The organism is Sphaerisporangium sp. NPDC005289, assembly GCF_040607455.1.
Taxonomy (GTDB): Bacteria; Actinomycetota; Actinomycetes; order Streptosporangiales; family Streptosporangiaceae; genus Sphaerisporangium; species Sphaerisporangium rhizosphaerae.
Genome location: NZ_JBEXGS010000012.1, coordinates 49,388 through 70,379 on the forward strand (window position 1 = coordinate 49,388; position 20,992 = coordinate 70,379).

The following is a 20,992-nucleotide window of genomic DNA, read 5'->3' on the forward strand; positions in this document are numbered from 1 at the left end:
CGAGGGAGCAGGGCCGAGGGAGCAGGGCCGAGGGAGCAGGGCCGAGGGAGCAGGGCCGAGGGAGCAGGGCCGAGGGAGCAGGGCCGAGGGAGCAGGGCCGAGGGAGCAGGCCGACGGAGCAGGGCCGAGGGGCGGGGCCGGAGCGGTGGTGCGCTCGCGTGGCCGGGAGCCGGTCGCGATCGGCCGGCCGGGCGTCGATTTCTCCGAATATACGGGCGCCGGGCCGAAGAGTTCATTGTCTTCCGCCGTCTTCGCGAACCGTATGCGGTTCACCCGGGCGGGCTGGTGCGTTCAGCCGTCCTCGCCGGAGAATCGTACGTCCGGCGTTTTCGCTTGAGGTCTATTATCGGGTAGATGGTGCTGGAATCCGGTTAAAAGTTAAGGTCGTATATCAGTCCCAGGTGGTGCCGGCGGCGCGGGAGTAACCGTCCCAGGTGGTGCCCGCGGTGCGCGAGTAGGAGTCCCAGGTGGTGCCGGCGGAACGAGTGGCGGTGGCGGCGGAGAAGGCGCTGGCGGTCATTTTCCGTCTCTTTTCTGGAGGGCTTGTCGTTCGTCCTTGTGAGAACAACTCTCCGCCATTGCGGGCCCTCGGAACAGACGATTCGGCGGCAGCAAACTGCACGCCCCTGACCACTTCCTGCCATGCGATCGAGCGACATCCCCCTCGCGCGTCCCGGGACGGTGTCACCGCAGGTCGACGCGCTGTTCCAGGCCGGTCTGCCGACCTGCCGTGCGCCGTCCCCGGCACCTGACCGTGATGGGGGTCCTCATACGGCTCAGCTTCCGGAGCGCCTCTTGTGAGCGGCTTGGGCCCTGGTCGGCGGGCTCTCCCCATCGCCTTCCGATGCCGGCCGGTCGCCGGCCGCCGGCACGGCCGGCCGGCTCGTCGGCGCCGGGCCGGCGCCCTGGCGGGTGGTGAGCCAGCTCGCGATGACGGCGGTCGCGAGGATCGCGGCGACCACCGCCAGCGAGACCCAGGTCGAGATCTTGTAGACGTCCAGCAGGAGCATCTTCACCCCGACCCACACCAGCACCAGCGCCAGGCCGAGCTTCAGGTGGACGAACCGGTGCATCAGCCCGGCCAGCAGGAAGTACATCGCGCGCAGGCCGAGGATGGCGAAGGCGTTGGAGGTGAAGACCAGGAACGGCTCGGTGGTGACGGCGAAGATCGCGGGAATGGAGTCGACCGCGAAGACGATGTCGGTCACCTCGACCAGCGCCAGGACCGACAGCAGCGGGGTGGCGGCCCGCCTGCCCGCCTGCCGGACCCAGAACCGCTGCCCGTGGTAGTCGTCGGTGACCGGCACCAGGCGGCGGAGCAGCCGCAGCGTCCTGCTGCGCGCCGGGTCGACGGTCTGGCCGCGGTGCAGGGCCAGGCGGACGCCGGTGAGCACCAGGAAGGCGCCGAACACGTACAGGACCCAGGAGAAGCTCGCGATCAGCGCCGAGCCCGCGGCGATGAAGACGCCGCGGAAGAGCAGCGCGCCCAGCACGCCGTAGAACAGCACGTGGTGCTGATAGCGCGCCGGCACGGCGAAGTGGCCGAAGATGATCGCGAACACGAAGATGTTGTCGACGGCCAGCGACTTCTCGATCACATAACCGGCGTAGTACTGGCCGGCGTACTCCGCGCCCCACCACCACCAGACGGCGGCGCCGAAGGCCAGTCCGAGGCACACCCAGATCGCCGACCACAGGGCCGCCTCGCGCATGCCGATCACATGGGCATGGCGATGGGTGAACAGGTCGATGGCGAGCATCGCGGCGATGACACCGAGCACCGCCGGCCAGGCCCACAGGGCGACGTTCACAAGGGGACACCTTTCCGGTCGAGACGACCGGAGGTCTCTCCGCCGTCCAGGCCACGTGGTGTTCCGGGACGGCGCCAGGACCGGGCGGGCATCGGGCCCGCCGTACTGACGACCCTGGCGTCTAGGGGTACTCCCCTCCGCGCTCACAGGATACGCGACCGGCTCACCGCGGAAAAGAGCAGGTCAGCGGGCTGAAGGCGTCAGCCGTGCAGGGCGCGGAGGGCGGCGGCGAGCAGGCCGGACCGCTCGGCGGGGGTGAGGGCGCCGTCGCCGGCCGACAGCAGCGCCAGCGTGCCGTTCTTCGCCACCGCGTACGCGGCGTGCGCCCGCACGACGCCGGCCGCGTCAGGCCCGGCCGCGTCGGGCCCTGGCGGGGTGAGCGCGGCGGTGAGGGCGGCGGTGAGGGCGGCGGTGAGGGCGGCGTTGATCTCCTGGGACCTCGGGACCACGCGCTGGAGCGCGGCGCGCGCGGAGGGGTCGCCGCCGATGAGGTCGATCAGCGTGTGCAGTTCCGCCGTGGTGTCGATGACCGCGCCCAGCAGTTCTCCGGCGTCCGCGCGGCCGGAGGCGGCGGCGTCGGCCAGCCGCTGGTAGGCCAGCAGCGGCTCGGCCATCAGCGCCTCGATGATCTCGGCCTTGGAGGCGAAGTGGTAGTACAGGGCCGCCTTGCTCGTGCCCAGCCGGCCGGCGATGTCGGCGATGGACGTCCCGGCGTACCCCTGCCCGGCGAACAGTTCCTGGGCGATGGACAGGATGCGCCGCCGGGTCTCCTGGGCGTTCTGCCCGGCCCGGCCGCCCTGACGTTCCTTGGTGCCCGACATCGCCCGCCCTCCGGCCGCGGAGGACGGACCCGCTGTCCGCGCCTCCACGGAGCAGTGTACTTGACGACCGTTCAGTAAGTGATGCACGCTTGCTTACCGAACGGTCGGCAAGTGAACGGAGCAGCGAAATGACCAGGGACGACATGAAGGCGATCGTGGAACGCATGTACGCGGCCGCCAACGCAGGAGACCTCGACGCCGTGGAAGAGATCTTCGCCCCGGACTTCTACAGCCACCCGATGGGGACGACGGGCACCGAGGCCGTCACGAACGCCTGGCGGGACATCCGCGAGCGCTACCCGGACCTGCGGGTCACCATCGAGGACATGCTCATCGACGGGGACAAGATCGCCCTGCGCTCCACCGTGCACGGCGCCGCGGGGGCGGACGGGCGGCAGGATCCGGCGCTCATGGAGATGATCCGCGTCGCCGACGGACGCGTCACGGAGGTCTGGGGACTCACCGGCATGGTGTGGCGCTGACGCCTCCCGCGGGCGTTCAGGCCTCCCGTGGGGGCTGAGGCGACTCGCGAGGAGTGGCGGCTCGCGGGGGCTGAGGCGGCTCGCCGGCGTCGAGGCCGCCCGCGGGGGCTACGGACGGCTCGCGCGCGCCCGGAAGGCGGCGGTCTTGACCCGGTTCTGGCAGGTGGTCGAGCAGAAGCGGCGGGTGCCGTTGCGCGAGACGTCGACGTAGACGCGGTCGCAGTGGGACGCCGTGCACACCCCGAGCCGGTCGTACAGCTCGCCGCCCAGGACGATGGCCAGGCCGCTGGCGCAGCCCGCCGCCCAGTCGTCGCCCAGGGTGCCCCCGCCGCCGTGGAAGTGCAGGTGCCAGGGCTCGCCGTCGTGCCGCTCCAGGTGCGGCCGGGCCTGGGTGCGGTCAAGGACGCGGTTGACCTGCCGGGCGGCGGTGTCCAGGTCGCCGGTCTCGACCGCGTCGAAGACCACCCGCAGCTCGGCGGCCACCCGGGACAGCTCGGCCGCCTCGGCGTCGGTGACCTCCCGCGAGCCCCGGTGGCCGGCGCGCAGGGCCTCGGTGACGGTGGCGCGCCGGTCGGGGCCGGGCGGCGGAGGCGTGTACGGCCTCCCGTGCGCCTCGCCGGGCGTGAGCCGGTTGACCAGGGCGGCGGCGACGGCCACCACGGCATCGGTGTGACTGTTGAAATTCACTTGACCGGTTACATCCTCGCGTCTTACCGTGTGACTGCCCAAATAGTTTACGGCAGTTACAGGGAGTCCTCATGTCCATTGTTCCCCGCGAGCGGGCCCGCGACTGGATCCTGCGGTGGGATCGCCAGCAGGAGGGCTACATGCCCGACCGCGAGGCCCGTTTCGCCGCCCTCATCGACGCCGTTGAGGCCGGGGCCGGGCGGCCCGACCCGCTGGTGCTCGACCTCGGCTGCGGGCCCGGCTCGCTCGCCGCCCGCTTGCTCGACCGCCTGCCCGAGGCCACCGTCGTGGCCCTGGACGCCGACCCGCTGCTGCTCGCGCTCGCCCGTGCCGCGCACGAGGGCAGGCCGGGGCTGCGCTTCGCCGACGTGGACCTGCGGACCCCCGGGTGGGCCTCGTCCCTCGGCCTGGACCGCCCGGTGGACGCGGCGGTGAGCACCACCGCGCTGCACTGGCTGGCCGAGCCGGAACTGCGCGTGATGTACCCCGAGCTGGCGAGCGTGATGAAGCCCGGCGGCGTGTTCCTCAACGGCGACCACATGGAAGTGATCGACATCGCGCCGGCCCTGGCCAAGCTGGAGCGGGCGGTGCACGAGCGCGCCATGCGCCGCAGGTCCGGCGCCGGACGGCCCGAGGACTGGCGCCAGTGGTGGGACGCCGTGGCCGCCGACCCCGACCTGGCGGCACTGGCGGACGAGCGCGCCCGTAAGGTCGCCGGCGCGGCCCACCGTGGATCGGAGTCGCTGGAGCTGTCCGCGCACGTCACCGCCCTGCGCGACGCCGGCTTCGCCGAGGTGGGCACCCTGTGGCAGAACGGGAACGACCGCTTGCTGTGCGCCATTCGCAGCTGAGAACCGGAAACTGACATCTTCGTGTGAGATTTCCGCCGGGACACTACCACCGATCCCGGCGGGCTGCTTAGGGTCGGGCGCTATGACGCAGAGCACCGCCTCGACACACGCCTTCATCGCCGCCCTGCCCAAGGTCGAACTGCACCTGCACCTGGTGGGAGCCGCCTCGGTGCCCACGGTCCTGGAGCTCAGCCGGCGGCACCCCGGCGGCCCGGTGCCCTCCAGCGAGGAGGAGTTGCGCGCCTTCTACGTCTTCAGGGACTTCCCCCACTTCGCGGAGATCTACGCCGACGTCAACCGCCTGGTGCGCGAGCCCGAGGACGTCGCCACGCTGGTCACAGGAGCCGCGCGCGACCTGGCCGCGCAGAACGTCCGCTACGCCGAGCTGACGGTCACGGTCTACTCCCACCAGCGGATGGGCATGTCCAACGCCGCGATCACCGAGGCGCTGGACCTGGCCGCCCGGGCCGCGGCGGCCGACCACGGCGTCCGCGTCGGCTACGTGTTCGACATCCCCGGAGAGGCCGGGCCCGAGGCCGCGCGGGCGACGCTCGACCACGCGCTGTCCGCGCCGCCGGAGGCGCTGGTCGGCCTCGGCCTGGCCGGCATCGAGCAGGAGCGGCCCAAGTACCGCGACGCCTTCCGGGACGCCTTCCGCGCGGCCACCGCCGCCGGTCTGCACAGCGTGCCGCACGCGGGCGAGATGACCGGGCCCGAGACGATCTGGGAGGTCGTCGAGGGGCTCGGCGCCGAGCGCATCGGCCACGGCATCAGCTGCGTGCGCGACCCCCGCCTCATGGCCCACCTCAAGGAGACCCAGATCCCGCTGGAGGTGTGCCCGACCTCCAACGTGTGCACCGGCCAGGTGCGCGACCTGGCCTCCCACCCGCTGCCCCGGCTGCTGGAGGAGGGCCTGTTCGTCACGCTCAACAGTGACGACCCGCCCATGTTCGCCACCACCCTGAACGGCGAGTACGGCGTCGCCGCCCGCGTGTTCGGCCTGGGAGAGGCCGAGCTGGCCGCGCTGGCCCGCAACGCCGTGCGGGCTTCCTTCCTCGGCGAGCGGGCCAAGCGCGAGATCATCGACGAGATCGACCAGGTGTGCGCGGCCGGGCCGGCGAGCGCCTGACCCGCCGCCGACCCGCTGCCGCCGGCCCGCCAGCGCCTGACCCGCCGCCGGCTCCGATGACCCGGCGGCGGGTCTCGGCGGACGGCGCCGGAGTCGCGCGGCGGGACGGCCCGCCGCGCGCCCTGTCAGGGAGACGCGCGCCGGGTGAGCCCCGGCGGGATCTTGGAGGCGGCGGCCCGGTCCAGCAGGAACAGGGTGCGCAGCCGCCCCCTGGCCCCCGCCCCCGGCACCTGGTAGGGGCCCGACTCCTGCAGCGCCAGCCGGACGGCCCCGGCCTTGTCCTCGCCGGCCACGATGACCCACACCTCGCGGGCCGCCCTGATGGTGGGATGGGTCATCGAGATGCGCGTCGGCGGCGGCTTGGGCGCGCCGTGCACCGCCACCACCGCACGCTCGTCGTGGACGGCCGGCATCTCGGGGAACAACGAGGCCACGTGGCCGTCCGGGCCGAGGCCCAGCATGAGGATGTCGAACGAGGGCACCGGCCCGTGGTCCTCGGGCCTCGCGGCCTTGCGCAGCTCGTCGGCGTACCGCTCGGCGGACTCCTCGGCGCTCAGCCCGGAGTCGGGGCCGAGCATCGGGTGCACCCGCGCGGGGTCGACCTCCACCCGGTCCAGCAGCGCCTCCCGCGCGCCGGTCTCATTGCGCTCGGCGTCGCCGGTGGGCAGGAAGCGCTCATCACCCCACCAGACGTCCAGGCGGCGCCACTCGACGGCGTCGCGCGCCGGGGTGGCGGCGACCTCCCTCAGCGTGGCGACGCCCATGCCACCGCCGGTGAGCACCAGGTGGGCCGACCCCTTGGCCGCCTGCGCGTCGGCCAGCCCGGTGATCAGGCGGGCGGCGACGGCCTTGGCCAGCACATCGGCGTCCCGGTGGATCAGGACCGAGGGAACACTCACGACAACACCCCTCCAGCTACATGAAACGACGGCGCCCGGCACCACCCTATGCACCGAAGATCGGAGCAGGGGCGGTGCCGGGCCGCCAGGTCGGAAAGCCGGGGGCGCCGGCCCGGAATCAGGGGCCGGCGCCGCCGGACGGGTCAGGAACCGTCGAAGTCCGCGACGCGCTTGATCGCCGAGGCGTACAGCTCATCGGGGTCCAGCCGCCGCAGCTCCTCGGCGAGCAGGTCGGAGGTCGGCCTTCGGGCCAGGGCCACGTGCCGGTCGGGCTGCCCCGGCCGGATCAGCGTGGCGGTGCGCGAGTCGTGCCGCTCGACGACGATCTCGCCCTCGCCCTGCAACCGCAGGTGCACGCTGGTCAGGCCGGGCCCCCGGGACTCGGTCACCTTGATCGGCGCGTCGAGCTTCTCCGACAGCCACACCGCCAGCAGAGAGGCGCTCGGGTGACCGGGCTCGGCCTCGACGTAGCCGGACAGGACCCGGTCCACCGGCTGGTCGAACGCCGCCGCCAGCAAGCTGCGCCAGGGCGTGATGCGCGTCCACGCCAGGTCGGTGTCGCCCGGCGAGTAGCCGTCGGCCCGGCTCCGGATCGCCGCCACCGGGTCCGGCGCCGAGCGGGCGTCGGTCACGCGGCGCTGCCCGAACGAGCCCACAGGGTCCTTCGCCGGCGAGGCGGGGGCGTCGCCGGGCCACCACACCACCACGGGGATGTCGGGCAGCAGCAGCGGCGACAGCACCGAGTCGGCGTGCTCGGTGAGCTCCCCGTACAGGCGCAGCAGCACCACCTCGCCGGTCGTCAGCTCGCCCACCCGGATCTCGGCGTCCAGCCGGGTGGCCTCGCCGCGCTCCCTCGGGATCACCGCGAGGATGCGCGAGGGATGCTCGCGCGCGGCCTCCGAGGCCGCGCGCACCGCGTCGTACTGGTGGCTCTCGTCGCACACCACCACCAGCGTCAGCACCATGCCGACGGCCGGCGCGCCGACCTGGTGGCGCAGGCGCGTGAGCTGCGAGGAGATGTCGGAGGCCGTGGTCGACCCCATCAGGAAAGTGGTCACAGCGACTCCCGCGTTCCGTTGCCGATCACAACCGCCTCCAGGCCCGGCCGTCTCTGGACATCATCTCGTCGGCCGAGGCCGGGCCGCCGGTGCCGGCAGGGTAGCCCTCCGGCTGGTCCGGACGCGACGCCCAGTAGTGCTCGATCGGGTCCATGATCTTCCAGGACAGCTCGACCTCCCGCTGGTGCGGGAACAGCGGCGGGTCGCCGATGAGCACGTCCAGCAGCAGCCGCTCGTAGGCCTCCGGCGAGGACTCAAGGAACGCCTCGCCGTAGGCGAAGTCCATGTTGACGTCCCTGACCTCCATCGCGGTGCCCGGCACCTTGGAGCCGAACCGCACCGTGATGCCCTCGTCCGGCTGGATGCGGATCACCAGGGCATTGTGTCCCAGTATCTCGGTGTCGGTCTTGCTGAACGGCAGGTGCGGCGCCCGCTGGAACACCACGGCCACCTCGGTCATCCGCCGGCCGAGCCGCTTGCCGGTGCGCAGGTAGAACGGCACGCCCGCCCAGCGCCGGTTGGCGATCTCCACCTTGATCGCCGCGTAGGTCTCGGTCTTGGAGTCCTGCGGGATGCCGTCCTCCTCCAGGAAGCCCTTGACCGGCACGCCGCCCTGCCACCCCGAGGTGTACGCGCCGCGCGCGGTGGCCAGGCCGAGGTCCTCGGGCAGGGTGACGGCCTCCAGGACCTTCTCCTTCTCCCTGCGCAGCGACGAGGCGCCGAACGCCGTCGGGTCCTCCATGGACACCAGCGCCAGCAGCTGGAGCAGGTGGTTCTGGATGACGTCCCTGGCCGCGCCGATGCCGTCGTAGTATCCGGCCCGGCCGCCGACGCCGATGTCCTCGGCCATCGTGATCTGCACGTGGTCGACGTAGCCGCGGTTCCAGATCGGCTCGAACAACGTGTTGGCGAAGCGCAGCGCCAGGATGTTCTGGACGGTCTCCTTGCCCAGGTAGTGGTCGATGCGGAACACCGAGTCGGGCTTGAAGGCCGAGTCGACGATGGCGTTCAGCTCGCGGGCGCTCTGCAGGTCGTGCCCGAACGGCTTCTCGATGACGATGCGCCGCCAGGAGCCCTCGGGCGGCTTGGCCAGGCCGGTGCGCTTGAGCTGCTCGACGACCACGGGGAAGGCCTTGGGCGGAACCGACAGGTAGAAGGCGTAGTTGCCGCCGGTGCCCCGGGTCTCGTCGATCTCCTTCAGCGCCATGGCCAGCGCGTCGAACGCGCCGTCGTCGTCGAAGGAGCCCGGCACGAAGTGCAGGCCCTCGCAGATCTGCTTCCAGACCTCCTCCCGGAAGGGAGTGCGCGCGTTCTCCTTGACGGCGTCGTGGGTGATCTGGGCGAAGTCCTGGTGCGCCCAGTCGCGGCGGGCGAAGCCCACCAGGGAGAACCCCGGAGGCAGCAGCCCGCGGTTGCCCAGGTCGTAGATCGCCGGCAGCAGTTTGCGCCGGGCCAGGTCGCCCGTCACGCCGAACAGCACCAGCACACAGGGGCCGGCCACCTTGGGCAGCCGCCGGTCGCGGGGGTCGCGGAGCGGGTTGGCCTCGATCACGTCGATCGTCGTCGCGGTGCTGGCGACGGCTTGGGCCGCCTTCAGCGACTCGTCGGGGGTGACCTTCGGCTGGTCCTCTCCGGCATGGTTGGCCAGTTCGGTCTCGTGGATCGATGGCGCGGGCACGTTCGCCGGGCCCGTGTCATCGGCGTTGGCCGAGCCCGGCTGCTCGCTGTCGTTCATCAAACCTCCCGTGCGGCGGTGAGCAGGTGCCTGACGCCGGCCTCGCGGTCGGTCAGGTGCAGGCGGAGGACCGGACGCCCGCGCTCGCGCAACGCGTCCAGGTCGCCGAGAGCCTGGGCGAGCTCCAGCCTGCCCAGGGTGTACGGTCTGCCCGGCACCTCGAGGTCGTCGTCCACGGCACCGGTGATCTGCAGGAAGACGCCGTTCCGCGGGCCTCCCTTGTGGTACTGCCCGGTCGAGTGCAGGTAGCGCGGGCCCCAGCCGAAGGTCACCGGCCGGTCGGTCCTGATCGACAGCAGCCCCTGCAGGCTGGCCGGGTCGTGCGCCGCCCAGATGTCGGTGATCACCTCGAAGGAGGCGTCCTCCGGCACCGGGACGTCGAAGGCGGCCTCGCGGTCCAGGAAGGCGCCGATGGAGAGGTAACCGTGGGCCGGAATGCCCTCCAGCAGCGCGGTCAGCACTCCTGGAAGGTCCTTGACGTGCTCGGGGATCTCGCCGTACACCTCGACCGGGCCGTCGACCAGCGCGGGCACGCCGGTCGGCAGCGGGCCCTGGCCCGCCCCGGCGAGGATCCGCGCGGTGTTCTCCTTGGACTCGGCCACGTTCGGCTGGTCGAAGGGGTTGATCCCGAGCAGCCGCCCGGCGACCGCGGTGGCGTACTCCCAGATCAGGAACTGGGCGCCCAGCGGCCCGCGCACCTCGACGTCGCCGTCGGTGTCGATGCTGGCGACGAACTCGTCGGCGGCGCCGGTCGGGTCGATGCCGACGACCGGCAGGATGCCCTTGCCGTGCTTGCCCGTCGACTCGGCGACGAGCTGCTCGGCCCAGTCGGGCAGGCCGTTGATCGGCGAGAGGCTGTCGTCCAGCAGCAGCTTGTCGCGGCCGGACAGGGCCGCGGCGCCGATGGCCGCGCCGAGCGCGAGGCCCGGGCCGTCATCGGCGGACAGGGTGGCGTGGGCCTGCTCGGCCTCGTCGAGCAGCCGCGACACCTCGGCTCCGGCCAGCGCGCTCGGCACCAGGCCGAACGCCGACAGGGCGCTGTAGCGGCCGCCGACCGCGGGGTCGGCCAGGACGACGGTGTACCCGGCCTCGGTCGCGGTGCGCTCCAGCGGCGAGCCGGGGTCGGTGACGACCACGACGCGGCCGGCCGGGTCGATGCCGGCCTCGCGGAAGGCCCGTTCGTAGACGCGCAGGTGGGCGTCGGTCTCGATCGTGGCGCCGCTCTTGCTGGCCACCACCAGGACCGTGCGGTCCAGCCGGTCGTCGAGCGCCCGGCGCACCTGGCCCGGGTCGGTGGTGTCAAGGACGGTCAGCGGCACGTCGAAGGTGGCGCAGATGACCTCGGGAGCCAGCGAGGAGCCGCCCATGCCGGCGAGCACGACGTGCTCCAGGCCGTCGGCCCGGACGCGCTCGGCCAGCGCGGTGATCTGGGGGAGCAGCTCGCGGGAGGACGCGGGCAGGTTCAGCCAGCCGAGGCGGATCTTCGCCTCCTCCTCGGCCTCCGGCCCCCACAAGGCGGGGTCGCCCGCGGTCAGCGCCCGCGGCACCCCGTCTTCGACGAGCTTCCGCACGGCCTCTTCGGCCTGCGCGGCGACCTCCTCGTCACCGAATGTTACGGAAATATCCATTCTGAAGTCTTCTCCTCGCGTGGCCGGCCGGGGCCGGTGGCCGCGGCTGCGGGCGTGCGCCCGCAGCCGGTGCCGGCCGTGGGGCGGGCCGGGCCGGCGCGGTCGCGCGGCCGGCCCGCCCAGGCTGCAGGGGGCGGGCCCTAGCGGGCCTTTTCCAGCTCCGACTCGAGCGTGCCGAGCAACTCGGTCCACGAGGCGACGAACTTCTCGACGCCCTCCTCCTCCAGCGCCCGCACCACGTCGTCGTAGTCGATGCCGACCTGCTTGAGAGCCGCCATGGTGTCCCATGCCTCGGTGTAGCCCGACCGCACGGTGTCGCCGTCGATGGAGCCGTGCTCGGCCGTGGCGTCCAGCGTCTTCTCCGGCATGGTGTTCACCGTGCCGGAGGTCACGAGCTGGTCGACGTACATGGCGACCGGGTAGTCGGGGTTCTTCACCCCGGTGGAGGCCCACAGCGGACGCTGGGGGTGCGCCCCGGCGGCCTTGAGCGCCTGCCACCGATCGCTCGCCATGACCTCCTCGTAGGCGGCGAAGGCCAGGCGGGCGTTGGCGATGGCGGCCTTGCCGCGCAGCGCGAGCGCCTCGGGGGTGCCGATCTTCTCCAGGCGCTTGTCGATCTCGGTGTCGAAGCGGCTGACGAAGAAGGACGCCACCGACTCGATCTTCGACAGGTCCAGCCCGGCGGCCTTGGCCTTCTCGAGGCCCGAAAGCCAGGCGTCCATCACCGCGCGGTAGCGCTCGAGGGAGAAGATCAGCGTGACGTTGACGCTGATGCCCTCGGCGAGTGCCTGGGTGATCGCCGGCAGGCCTTCGACGGTCGCCGGGATCTTGATGTGGACGTTCGGCCGGTCCACCAGCCACCACAGCGCGCGCGCCTCGGCGACCGTCTTCTCGGCGGTGTCGGTCGCCAGACGCGGGTCGACCTCGATGGACACCCGGCCGTCCACGCCGTCGGTGGCGTCGAACACCGGCCGCAGCACGTCGGCGGCCCAGCGGATGTCATAGGTCGTGATGGCCCTGACCGCCTCGCCCACGTCCACGCCGCGCACGGTAAGGTCGCGCAACTGGTCGTCGTAGGCGTCGCCCTTGCTCAGCGCAGAGGCGAAGATGGTGGGATTGGACGTGACGCCGGTGACCTGCTTGTCGCGCACCAGCGCCGCGAGGTTGCCGCTGCGCAGCCGCTCGCGGCTGATGTCGTCCAGCCAGATCGACACGCCCTGGCCGGTCAGGCGCTTCAGGTTCTCACTCATGGCTCGTTCCTCAGTTTCCGGTCGTCTGGCCCTTGTCGGCCCCGGTCTTGGCGAGGCTGCCCTTCGCCGCGGCGGCCACACGTTCGGCGGTCAGGCCGAACTGCTCGTACAGCGTCTTGTACGGCGCGGAGGCGCCGAAGTGTTCAAGGCTCACGACCTCGCCCTCCTCACCCACGAACTGCCGCCAGCCCAGGGCGATTCCCGCCTCGACGGCGACGCGCGCGCGGACCGCGGGAGGCAGGACCGACTGCTTGTAGGCGTCGTCCTGCGCCTGGAACCACTCGACGCACGGCATGGAGACCACGCGGGCCGGGATGCCCTCCTCCTCCAGCAGCTTGCGCGCCCCGACGGCCAGCTCGACCTCGCTGCCGGTGCCGATGAGGATCACCTCGGGCTGCCCGTTGGAGGCGTCCTGCAGGACGTAGCCGCCCTTGGCGACCTTGTCGAAGTCGGCCGTGCCCTCGTACACCGGCAGGTTCTGCCGGGTCAGCGCCAGCGCCGCCGGGCGGTCGGTGTGCTCCAGGACGGTCTTCCACGCGGCCGAGGTCTCGTTGGCGTCGGCCGGGCGGACCACGTCCAGGCCCGGGATGGCCCGCAGCGCCCACAGGTGCTCGACGGGCTGGTGGGTCGGGCCGTCCTCGCCCAGGCCGATGGAGTCGTGCGTCCACACATAGGTGACCGGCAGGCCCATCAGGGCGGCCAGGCGCACCGCCGGGCGCATGTAGTCGCTGAAGACCAGGAAGGTGCCGCCGTAGGGGCGGGTGCCGTCGTGCAGGGCGATGCCGTTGAGGATCGAGCCCATGCCGTGCTCACGGATGCCGAAGTGCAGGGTGCGGCCGTAGCGGTTGCCGGGGAACGCCTTGGTCTGGTGCTCCTCGGGGATGAAGGACGGCTCGCCCTCCATCGTGGTGTTGTTGGACTCGGCCAGGTCGGCCGAGCCGCCCCACAGCTCCGGCAGCACCGGCGCCAGCGCGTTCAGCACCTGGCCGGAGGCCTTGCGGGTGGCGACCGACTTGCCGGCCTCGAAGGTCGGCAGGGCCTCGTCCCAGCCGGCCGGGAGCTTGCGGGCGCTCATGCGCTCGAACAGGGCGACGCGCTCGGCGTTGGCGGCCTGCCAGCTCTCGAACCCCTTGCTCCACTCGGCGTGCAGGGCCCGGCCGCGCTCGACCACCTGGCGGGTGTGCGCCAGGACCTCCTCGGGCACGTCGAAGTCCTTGGACGGGTCCAGGCCGAGGACCTCCTTGGTGGCGGCGACCTCGTCGGCGCCCAGCGCCGAGCCGTGGATCTTGCCGGTGTTCTGCTTGTTCGGCGCGGGCCAGCCGATGATCGTGCGCAGCCGGATCAGCGTCGGCCGCTCGGTCTCCTCGATGGCCGCCCGGTAGGCCGCGTACAGCTCCTCGACGTTCTCGACGTACTCGCCCGTGGCGGTCCAGTCGACCTTGATCACGTGCCAGCCGTACGCCTCGTAGCGGGCGGCGACGTCCTCCGACAGGGCGATGTTGGTGTCGTCCTCGATGGAGATGTGGTTGGCGTCGTAGATGACGTTGAGGTTGCCCAGCTTCTGGTGGCCCGCGATGGAGCTCACCTCGTGGCTGATGCCCTCCTCGATGTCGCCGTCGGAGGCGATGGCCCAGATGCGGTGGTCGAAGGGGCTGTCGCCGGCCGCGGTGTCGGGGTCGAACAGGCCCCGCTCGCGGCGGGCGGCCATGGCCATGCCGACCGCGTTGCCGAGGCCCTGGCCGAGCGGGCCGGTGGTGGTCTCCACTCCGATCGTGTGGCCGTGCTCCGGGTGCCCCGGGGTCAGGCTGCCCCACTGGCGAAGACCCTTCAGGTCGTCCAGGGTCAGCCCGTAGCCCGACAGGTACAACTGGATGTAGAGGGTCAGGCTGGAGTGACCGGCCGACAGGACGAAACGGTCGCGGCCGGTCCACGCCGGGTCGGTGGGGTCATGGCGCAGAACGCGCTGGAACAACAGATAGGCGGCGGGGGCCAGGCTCATCGCGGTGCCCGGGTGTCCGGACCCGGCCTTCTCCACCGCGTCCATGGCGAGCGCGCGTACGACGTCGACCGCGCGCCGATCGAGGTCGCTCCACTCAAGGTTTGGCACGAGTTCGCTGCTCAACTGCTCGATCTCCTATAGGTCAATGGCGCCGGTTCGGCTCGCGCGCCCGTCCGGTCTTTGGGCACCTTCGCTCCCAACACCGGACCTTAATGGGTCGATTCCCCCACCGTAGATGCATTGTTCTTGTGACATGCGGCCGGGGAACATGGTGCTCGCGTCCTTACAACCTTGCCCCTGAGACTCGGTCTGGAACGCGAAAGGCCCCACCGGCCGGGAACCGCGCCGGCGCCGGGAAGACGGGGCGTTCACCAGCGCGGACGACCCCCTCCCCTAGGTGCCCGCGCGAGGGGCATTCGCCCCCGATGCCGGGACCGACGCCACCCCGCACTACAGTGAGTCCTCACAGCGCTGGCTCATGCCCGCAATCACGGATCCGCTCTAATCAGAGGTTACGCGTTGACTCCGCACCCGCTGGAAGCGCCATGACGGTGCTGACCACAAAGCCGCCCACGGCCGCGCTCTCGGCCGCGCGCCGATCGACGCTCGCCACCGTGCGGGCCTACGTGGCGCTGACCAAGCCGCGGATCATCGAGCTGCTGCTGATCACGACGCTTCCGGTGATGTTCCTGGCGGCACGCGGCTTCCCGCCGCTGTGGACCGCCGTGGCCGTCCTGGTCTTCGGCACCCTGTCGGCGGGCAGCGCCAACGTGCTGAACTGCTACATCGACCGCGACATCGACGCCACCATGCGCCGCACCCGCCGCCGCCCGCTGGCGATGGCGGAGGTCACGCCCCGCAACGCGCTGATCTTCGGCGTCGTGCTCGGCGTCCTGTCCACCCTCGGGCTCGGCCTGAGCGTCAACTGGGTGGCGGCCGGCGGGTCGCTCGGGGCGATCCTGTTCTACGTCTTCGTCTACTCGATGCTGCTCAAGCGGCGCACCTCGCAGAACGTCGTGTGGGGCGGCATCGCCGGGTGCATGCCCGTGCTCATCGGCTGGGCCGGCATCACCGGCCGCGTCGACTGGGCGCCGGTGGTGCTGTTCGGCGTGGTGTTCTTCTGGACGCCGCCGCACACCTGGACCCTGGCCATGCGCTACCGCGAGGACTACGCCGCCGCCAAGGTGCCCATGCTGCCGGTGGTCGCCGGCGAGCGCCGGGTCGTGCTCGAGAGCGTGGCCTACACCTGGGCCACCGTGCTGTGCTCCCTGCTGCTGTGGCCGGTCGCCCACACCACGCCGTTCTACGCGGTGGCGGCCGCCGTCCTCGGCGCGGTGTGCCTGTGGGAGGTCTACCGCCTGCTGGGCCGCCTGAACGCCGGCAAGACCGGCGTGGCGCTGCGCCCGATGCGCTTCTTCCACTGGTCCAACGCCTACCTGGCCCTGCTGTTCCTCGCCGTGGCCGTCGACTCCCTGCTCTGAGGCGGTTCCCTTCCTGAGATGGCTCCGGTTCCTCCGGTTCCCCTTCAGGAGGCGGTTCCTCCCTTCCGAGGTGGCTCTGGTTTCCCTTTCTGGGGCGGCTCCCTGTGGCCGCCGAGCTGCCGTTCCGCGTCCGTCGTGCCTTCCGAATCTGACTATTACGGTCATCCGATGTGTGATCGTCCGGCAGAATGATCTGCCGGCCGCCGCCCGGCAGGCGGGTGGGGGCCCGGAAGGGATCATTGGATGCGAAGGACCACCAAGACGGTTCTCCTGGCTGCGGCTCTGTCGATCGGAGGCGTCGTCGCCAACCCCGCGTACGCGGTGGCCTCGGCCCGAACCCCCGAGGGGGTCTGCGGCGCGGGGTTCCACCGCGTCGCCGACAGCAAGCGGGTGGTGAAGACCCGCGAGGGGGACGTGTTCGGCTACGTCTACCTGCTCTACAACCGCAAGACCGGCTACAACTGCGTCACCACCATCAAGACGGTGTACGTCGGCACGCCGACCTACACCTCGGCGACGCTGACCACGCAGACCAAGCGGATCAAGGACGAGCCCGTCAGGACCAACAGCAAGACCGACGGGCGCAAGTACAAGTACTACGCGGGCCCGGTGAAGCTGTACGCCAAGGGCTTCTGCGTCAAGTACTCCGGCACGATCTGGGACACCCGGCGGGACGCGGCGATCGCCACCGGCGGCCGCAACTCCTGGGGTAACTGCGGCTGAGCGCCGCCACGGCGGCCGCGCGCCAAGCGCGGCCGCCCTCGGTCGTCGGCGGTCGTCAGCGGCCCTCAGCGGTCGTCAGCGGCCTTCAGCGGCCGGAGATCAGGCCCGCCAGGCGGGCATAGGCGGATGTACGCGACATCTGGGCGTTCTCGTGGCGGTCGGCGGTGCGGAAGAGCGCGTAGATGGCCTGCACGCCGAGCCAGCGCAGCGGCTCGGGCTCCCACTGGCGCACCTGACGGCCCACCCACGGAAGCCCGGTGAGCTCGGTCCGCCGGCGCAGCACCAGGTCGCGCAGGGTGCGCCCCGCCAGGTTGGTCGTGGTGACCCCGCTGCCGACGTAGCCGCCCGCCCAGCCGAGGCCGGTGGCGTGGTCGAGGTGGACGGTCGAGCACCAGTCGCGGGGCACGCCGAGCACGCCGCACCAGGAGTGCTGGATCCGCGCGCCGGCGGTCGCCGGGAACAGCGTGGTGAGCATCCGGTACAGCGCCGCCACCGTCTGCGGCTGGGTGGCGCCGCGCACGTCGGTGCGCGAGCCGAAGCGGTAGGGCACGCCCCGCCCGCCGATGGCGATGCGGCCGTCGGCGGTCCGCTGGGCGTAGATGTAGGCGTGGGCTTGGTCGCCGAGCAGTTCCCGGCCCTGCCAGCCGATGCGCTCCCACATCCGCTCGCCGAGCGGCTCGGTGACGATCATCGAGCTGTTCATCGGCAGCCACTGGCGGCGCTGCCCGCGGATGCTCGCGGTGAAGCCCTCGGTGGCGCGGATGACGTACTCGGCGGTGACCGTGCCGCGGTCGGTCACCGCGGCCGCCCTGCCCGCCTTGCCCGGGCCGTCCCCGGTCCGCGGCCGGATCTCGGTGACCGTGGTGCTTTCGAAGACGTCGACGCCGAGGGCGGCCACCGTGCGGGCCAGCCCCACGGCGAGCTTGGCGGGCTGGATGCGGGCGCAGTGCGGGCTGTAGGCGGCCGACAGCGCCCCCGCCACGTGGATGCGCTCCTCGCGCTCCTGGGCGGTGAGCGGCCGCATGTCCTGCTCGTCGAACCCCCACAGGCGCAGATCGGCGACCTCGGCGCGCAGGCGGCGGTCCTGGGCCGGGTTGGTGGCCACGTGGACCAGGCCGCCCTTGTGAACGTCGGCGTCGATGCCCTCGGCGCGGGTGACCTCGATGACCTCCTCCACCGCGGCGAACATCGCGCGCTGCAGGTCGATCATCGCCTGCCTGCCGCGGGCGGCGGCGTGCCGTTCGCGGGAGCCGGCGAACTCGGCCGACAGCCAGCCGCCGTTGCGGCCGGAGGCGCCGAACCCGGCGAACTCCCGTTCCAGGATCGCGACGCGCAGGTCCGGCTGCGCCTTCTTCAGGTAGTAGGCCGTCCACATGCCGGTGTAGCCGCCGCCGACGATCGCGACGTCGTAGTCGCGCGACCCCGGCAGCGCGGGCCGGCGTTCCGGGACGCCGATCTGCCGGTACCAGAACGAGACCCCGCCGTTGGCGAAGTCGTCGGTCAACGGCGTGCCGTTCAAGCGGGTCATACTCGTTCCTTACCGCCTTGTATGTGCGGACATACAGCCCAAAGACGGATATTAGGGCCCAGGCGGTCCGATCGTGTCATCCGCGGCGCGGGAGTACCTCAGAGGCTCACTTCTCCCACCCCGCCTTGGTGAAGTCGTCGGAGGACAGGCCGCCCGCGCCGAAGTTGGCCAGCCCCTTGCGCACGGCCAGCACCTGGGGCCGCTGGTACAGCTCGATGGTGTGGCCGAGCCGCCAGACCAGCGCGTCCGCCTGGTTGTACAGCTTGACGGCCTCGGTCCGGTCGGTGGTGGTCTGCGCCTTGGTCAGCAGGTCGACCAGTTCCGGCGAGCTGATCCGGCCGTAGTTCTGGTAGACGTTCTCGCCTTCGGGCTTCTGGTACTGGGGGAACGCCTGCGACAGGAAGAGCTGGTCGACGTTGCGGAAGGAGACCAGGTCGAAGTCGCCGCGGTAGACGTACTTCTCGAAGTAGTCGTTGCCGGGCACCTTGTCGATCGTGATCTGGATGCCCGCCTGGGCCAGCATGTTCTGCAGCAGCGTGGCCTGGTCGGCCTGCTGGGAGGTGGAGTCGGCGCTGATCACGAACGACAGTTTCAGCGGCGCGCCGTCCTTGGTGCGGGGCTGCCCGGCGCCGTTGTCCTTCCAGCCCGCCTCGTCCAGCAGCTTCTTCGCGCCCTCCAGGTCGTACTTGCCGTACTCGCCGGAGTTGTCCTGGTAGCCCTCCTGGTTCGGCATGAAGAAGTGGTTGCCGAGCGGCCGTCCCTTGAACGGCAGGTCCTTGAAGGCCACCTCGGTGAGGGCGCCGCGGTCGACCGCCTTCTCCACGGCGTTGCGCACCTTGAGATCCTGCAGCGGGCCCCGCCCGCCGTTGAGGGTGATGTGCACCTCGTCCCAGCGCGCGCCGACGCGGATGGCGGTGTCCGGGTCGTCCTTGACGCGGCCGTAGGCCTCCGGGCGGATGGCCGCGACGTAGTCGATCTCCTTGTTCAGGTAGGCGTCGAGGGCGGCGGCCGGGTCCAGCGCGCGGAAGACGACGGAGTCGAGCTTGGGCTTGGCGCCCCACCAGTTCGGGTCGCGGACGGCGGTGATGGTCTGCGCCGTCTTGTCGTAGGAGCCGATCTTCCACGCCGAGGCGGTGATCGGCACCTTCTCCAGCCAGCCCTTGTTGAACTTCTCGGGGGTGTCGTAGGCGGCGGCGGGGAACAACGGGTCGAACGTCTGCCGCCAGTCGGCGAACGGCTTGTCGTAGGTCACCTTGACCTCCTGCGGGCCGGCCCCCTGCTCGACCTTGCCGATCAGGTCGTACCCGGGCCACCCGGCGGACAGGTAGGACTTGTCCCTGCCGTTCAGGGCCTTCCACTGCGCCTGGAAGTCCTTGTAGCTCAGCGGGGCGCCGTCCGACCACCTGGCCTTGGGGTTGAGCTTGTAGGTGACCACCTGGGGCGAGGTGGAGGTCACCTCGGCCGATTCCAGATAGTCCGGCACCGGGTGGGGGACGCCCTTGGCGTCGTAGGAGAACAGGTCGGGCTCGACGAGGGCCACGATCGCTGAGCCGTCGCCCTGCGTGCCGTCCACCTGCTGGCTGTTGTACTGCGTGATCCACTGCTGGATGCTCATCCGCAGCGTGCCGCCGTCCTTGAGGCGGTCCAGGGGCTGGGGGTTGATGTCGGCCGCGTCGACGGCCGGGCCGCCGCTCGCGGCGCCCGGCGAACCCGCCGCCGCCGGCGCGCCGGAACCGGGGGAGGGGGTGTTCCCTCCGCATCCCGCGAGTGCCAGCGTCGCCGCGGCGGCCACCGCCCACAGCCGGGTACCTGTCGTCACGTGCTCTCCCCTGGGGTCCTGTTTGCGAACAAAACAGACTTTAACGGTAGGATTACCCAACATTAGCCACCGGGTCAGGCGGGAAGAAGGGAGGGGCACGGCGTGACAGGCTTCCTCGTCAGACGGGCCGGGTACTACCTGGTGCTGCTCACCGTCGCGGTCTTCCTCTCCTACGCCGTGGCCGCCACCGCGCTGAAACCCCGCGCCTACTTCGAGGGCCGCCAGCCGAGACCCCCGGCCGCCGCCGTGGAGGCGCAGCTCACCCACCTCGGCGTCAACGACCACGACCCGCTCCTCGTGCGGTTCGGCACCTGGGCCGGGCACGCGCTCACCGGCGACCTCGGACGGACGATCTTCGACACCTCGGTGGGCGAGGAGTTCGGCCGGCGCGTCGGGGTGAGCCTGCGGCTGCTGCTCGTCGGCACCCTGCTCGGCACCGTGATCGGCATCCTGGCCGGCGTGTGGAGCGCGGTACGGCAGTACCGGCTCTCGGACCGCCTGGTCACGGTCACCTCCTTCGTCCTGCTGTCCACCCCGGTCTTCCTGCTCGCCGTGCTGCTCAAGACCGGCGCGCGGTGGATCAACGAGACCTTCGGCCAGGTAATCAGCTACACCGGCGAGAAGACGCCCGGCCTCACCGGCGGCCTGCTCGCCCAGGCGGGCGACCGCGCCGTGCACCTGCTGCTGCCGACCCTGTCCATCGCCCTCGGCGCCATCGCCACCTACAGCCGCTACCAGCGCGCGAGCACCCTCGACGTCCTCGGCTCGGACTACCTGCGCACCGCGGTCGCCAAGGGGCTCGCGCCGCGGACGGCCCTGCTCAAGCACGGGCTGCGTGTCGCGCTGATCCCCCTGTCGACCTTCTTCGCCTACGGCTTCCTCGCCATCTTCACCGGCGCCACCCTCACCGAGACGATCTTCGGCTGGCACGGCATGGGGGAGTGGTTCGTCGACGCGGTCAACAAGAACGACGTCAACGCGGTCGTCGCCGTCAACCTCTTCGCCGCGGTCGTGGTCCTGGCCTCGGGCCTGGTCGCCGACCTGCTGCACGCCGTACTGGACCCCCGCGTCCGCGACGCCTAGGCCGGGAA

18 protein-coding genes are annotated in these 20,992 nt (G+C 71.6%); 6 read left to right on the forward strand and 12 right to left on the reverse strand.

The genetic code is table 11. From position 1 onward, the window contains the following. Nucleotides 1-391: 391 nt before the first annotated feature. The 3 genes from ABZT47_RS21655 to ABZT47_RS21665 form a co-directional block, all read right to left on the reverse strand. A complete protein-coding gene (locus ABZT47_RS21655) occupies nucleotides 392-520 on the reverse strand; it encodes a hypothetical protein (RefSeq protein WP_354844761.1) in 129 nt (42 codons plus the stop codon). 256 nt (nucleotides 521-776) lie between these two features. Beyond that, complete coding sequence (locus ABZT47_RS21660; protein ID WP_354844763.1) at nucleotides 777-1,811, reverse strand: TerC family protein; 1,035 nt, start codon at nucleotides 1,809-1,811, stop codon at nucleotides 777-779. A 200-nt stretch (nucleotides 1,812-2,011) separates the two neighbouring features. Then, the gene (locus ABZT47_RS21665) at nucleotides 2,012-2,632 is read right to left on the reverse strand and encodes a helix-turn-helix domain-containing protein (protein WP_354844766.1); all 621 of its coding nucleotides are present in this window, start codon (nucleotides 2,630-2,632) and stop codon (nucleotides 2,012-2,014) included. A gap of 128 nt (nucleotides 2,633-2,760) precedes the next feature. Between ABZT47_RS21665 and ABZT47_RS21670 the strand changes: the two genes are divergently transcribed. Beyond that, nucleotides 2,761-3,114: a nuclear transport factor 2 family protein gene (locus ABZT47_RS21670; RefSeq protein ID WP_354844768.1), complete on the forward strand. Its 354-nt coding sequence runs from the start codon at nucleotides 2,761-2,763 to the stop codon at nucleotides 3,112-3,114. 108 nt (nucleotides 3,115-3,222) lie between these two features. Here ABZT47_RS21670 and ABZT47_RS21675 read toward each other — a convergent pair whose 3' ends face one another. Next, a complete protein-coding gene (locus tag ABZT47_RS21675) occupies nucleotides 3,223-3,801 on the reverse strand; it encodes a CGNR zinc finger domain-containing protein (RefSeq protein WP_354844771.1) in 579 nt (192 codons plus the stop codon). A 71-nt stretch (nucleotides 3,802-3,872) separates the two neighbouring features. Between ABZT47_RS21675 and ABZT47_RS21680 the strand changes: the two genes are divergently transcribed. Together ABZT47_RS21680 and add are read left to right on the forward strand one after the other, a co-directional pair. Then, on the forward strand, nucleotides 3,873-4,652 hold the full coding sequence (locus ABZT47_RS21680) for a class I SAM-dependent methyltransferase (RefSeq protein ID WP_354844774.1): 780 nt from the start codon (nucleotides 3,873-3,875) through the stop codon (nucleotides 4,650-4,652). A gap of 82 nt (nucleotides 4,653-4,734) precedes the next feature. Continuing rightward, entirely contained in the window at nucleotides 4,735-5,781 is a 1,047-nt protein-coding gene (gene add, locus ABZT47_RS21685) for an adenosine deaminase (RefSeq protein WP_354844777.1), read from the forward strand. 125 nt (nucleotides 5,782-5,906) lie between these two features. On the opposite strand, the gene pgl is transcribed toward add, so the two are convergent. The 6 genes from pgl to tkt form a co-directional block, all read right to left on the reverse strand. Beyond that, nucleotides 5,907-6,680, reverse strand: a complete 774-nt coding sequence (gene pgl, locus ABZT47_RS21690; RefSeq protein WP_354844780.1) for a 6-phosphogluconolactonase — start codon at nucleotides 6,678-6,680, stop codon at nucleotides 5,907-5,909. Nucleotides 6,681-6,823: 143 nt separating this feature from the next. Next, nucleotides 6,824-7,738 (reverse strand): glucose-6-phosphate dehydrogenase assembly protein OpcA, encoded by a 915-nt coding sequence (locus tag ABZT47_RS21695; RefSeq protein WP_354844783.1) that lies wholly within the window; start codon nucleotides 7,736-7,738, stop codon nucleotides 6,824-6,826. 25 nt (nucleotides 7,739-7,763) lie between these two features. Next, nucleotides 7,764-9,473, reverse strand: a complete 1,710-nt coding sequence (zwf, locus tag ABZT47_RS21700) for a glucose-6-phosphate dehydrogenase (protein ID WP_354844786.1) — start codon at nucleotides 9,471-9,473, stop codon at nucleotides 7,764-7,766. After that, nucleotides 9,473-11,101, reverse strand: coding sequence for a glucose-6-phosphate isomerase (locus ABZT47_RS21705; RefSeq protein WP_354844789.1), 1,629 nt, complete (start codon nucleotides 11,099-11,101; stop codon nucleotides 9,473-9,475). The genes zwf and ABZT47_RS21705 overlap by 1 nt, the downstream gene beginning before the upstream one ends. 140 nt (nucleotides 11,102-11,241) lie before the next feature. Next, the gene (gene tal, locus ABZT47_RS21710) at nucleotides 11,242-12,351 is read right to left on the reverse strand and encodes a transaldolase (RefSeq protein ID WP_354844792.1); all 1,110 of its coding nucleotides are present in this window, start codon (nucleotides 12,349-12,351) and stop codon (nucleotides 11,242-11,244) included. A 10-nt stretch (nucleotides 12,352-12,361) separates the two neighbouring features. Next, nucleotides 12,362-14,473, reverse strand: a complete 2,112-nt coding sequence (tkt, locus tag ABZT47_RS21715; protein ID WP_354844795.1) for a transketolase — start codon at nucleotides 14,471-14,473, stop codon at nucleotides 12,362-12,364. A gap of 422 nt (nucleotides 14,474-14,895) precedes the next feature. Between tkt and ABZT47_RS21720 the strand changes: the two genes are divergently transcribed. Then, nucleotides 14,896-15,831 (forward strand): heme o synthase, encoded by a 936-nt coding sequence (locus ABZT47_RS21720; protein WP_354844798.1) that lies wholly within the window; start codon nucleotides 14,896-14,898, stop codon nucleotides 15,829-15,831. Between the two features lie 243 nt (nucleotides 15,832-16,074). Continuing rightward, the gene (locus ABZT47_RS21725; protein WP_354844801.1) at nucleotides 16,075-16,554 is read left to right on the forward strand and encodes a hypothetical protein; all 480 of its coding nucleotides are present in this window, start codon (nucleotides 16,075-16,077) and stop codon (nucleotides 16,552-16,554) included. Nucleotides 16,555-16,639: 85 nt separating this feature from the next. Here ABZT47_RS21725 and ABZT47_RS21730 read toward each other — a convergent pair whose 3' ends face one another. Next, nucleotides 16,640-18,082 (reverse strand): FAD-binding oxidoreductase, encoded by a 1,443-nt coding sequence (locus ABZT47_RS21730; RefSeq protein WP_354844804.1) that lies wholly within the window; start codon nucleotides 18,080-18,082, stop codon nucleotides 16,640-16,642. A 106-nt stretch (nucleotides 18,083-18,188) separates the two neighbouring features. Further along, complete coding sequence (locus tag ABZT47_RS21735) at nucleotides 18,189-19,901, reverse strand: ABC transporter family substrate-binding protein (RefSeq protein ID WP_354844807.1); 1,713 nt, start codon at nucleotides 19,899-19,901, stop codon at nucleotides 18,189-18,191. A gap of 102 nt (nucleotides 19,902-20,003) precedes the next feature. On the opposite strand from ABZT47_RS21735, the gene ABZT47_RS21740 reads away from it, so the two are divergent. Next, entirely contained in the window at nucleotides 20,004-20,984 is a 981-nt protein-coding gene (locus ABZT47_RS21740) for an ABC transporter permease (protein ID WP_354844810.1), read from the forward strand. Nucleotides 20,985-20,992: the final 8 nt, after the last annotated feature.